Annotated in this window: 2 protein-coding genes; both read right to left on the bottom strand. The window is 43.2% G+C overall.

What is annotated here, in order from left to right; genetic code table 11:
• Positions 1-556, bottom strand: a 556-nt coding sequence (locus R7Q38_RS23865) for a class I SAM-dependent methyltransferase (RefSeq protein ID WP_318114533.1), incomplete at its 3' end; no start/stop codon positions are given.
• A 39-nt stretch (positions 557-595) separates the two neighbouring features.
• Complete coding sequence (locus tag R7Q38_RS23870) at positions 596-1,045, bottom strand: Lrp/AsnC family transcriptional regulator (RefSeq protein WP_005485150.1); 450 nt, start codon at positions 1,043-1,045, stop codon at positions 596-598.
• Positions 1,046-1,242: the final 197 nt, after the last annotated feature.

Genomic DNA, 1,242 nt, shown 5'->3' on the forward strand with positions numbered 1-1,242 from the left:
TTGGTTCATCTGGGCATAGGCATCGACAAGAGCGCAACACCCCCACTTTGTTATGCGATTCTAGCATTCTCATGCTCGGCAGCTTTTCTTCATCGAGTAAGTTAAACATACAGCCTATTCGAGCCGCTCGATACATCTTCTCAATCATTTCAATCGTATGATTGGCATTGCTCGATTTGTAGTTTAATGAACCTGACGCGAACACATAATCACTTTGAGGAAGAACAAGCTTAGAAAAGTCGCCACAAATGAAATTAACAGGCGTTTTAAAGGCTCTCTTTCTGGCCTTTGTGATGAACTGCTTCTGCTGATCAATGCCGACATAGCGCGCTGGATATTGATTCTGGCTCTCAATATATTCAAGCAGATCACCATACCAACAGCCAATATCGAGAATACTAACTGCCTCTAAACAAAGGCTACGAGTCAGCGCTTCAAATCGGCTGATTTGGCTATATTCGTCCTGCCAACCCAGCGTACGCGCTTTATCATTACCAAATTGTTTGTAACGCTTGCGGTGGTAGTTGGCAATCTTCAATCTATCGAGCCACTTCATTTATCTCCCCTCTTGCTCACTACAGGCACAATGATCAAATTAAATGGGTAAACAGCCATTTCCTTTTACCTGCCGAATAGCAAGGTGTGTGTGGATGTCTTTGACGTTTTCTAACCTTTGCAGCTTTCTCGTGAAGCTTTCGTATCCGGGAAGATCTTTACTTACCACTTCCAATAAATAATCGTAAGCGCCAGATACAACGTGACAAGAAATCACCTCATCCATATCGACGATTGCGGTTTCAAACTCATCGATTGACGACGCTTGGTGATTATTCAAACTCACTTCAACGAACACCGTCATCGCAATGCCTACTGCGCCACGTGAGATCATTGCTCGATATCCGCTGATAACCCCTTCTTGTTCAAGACGTTTTAAGCGCCTCGCACATGGTGAAGCAGAGAGCCCTACTTGGTCAGCAAGCTCCGCTGTCGTTAATGTGGCGTCTTTCTGTATGAGATGAAGTAACTGCCTATCAATTTTGTCCATGCCAACTCCCTTTGCCAAAAATCACTAAATTTAATTAATTAAACGCAGTTTAACACCAATACTGAAACAAAGTACGTCACATTTTGCCAACATGATGCGTTAGTTTCGTTCAATAATTACAGCGAACTTTACACATGGACGCGACAACGATGATTTTGGGATACGCTGCAATTTTAGTGACCGTACTGCTTTGGTCT

It is taken from the genome of Vibrio sp. Vb0598 (assembly GCF_033338935.1).
GTDB classification, from domain to species: domain Bacteria; phylum Pseudomonadota; class Gammaproteobacteria; order Enterobacterales; family Vibrionaceae; genus Vibrio; species Vibrio alginolyticus.

Coding starts and splice junctions, on each gene's coding strand:
- R7Q38_RS23870 (WP_005485150.1), bottom strand. CDS start 1,045: ATGGACAAAATTGATAGGCAGTTACTTCATCTCATACAGAAAGACGCC.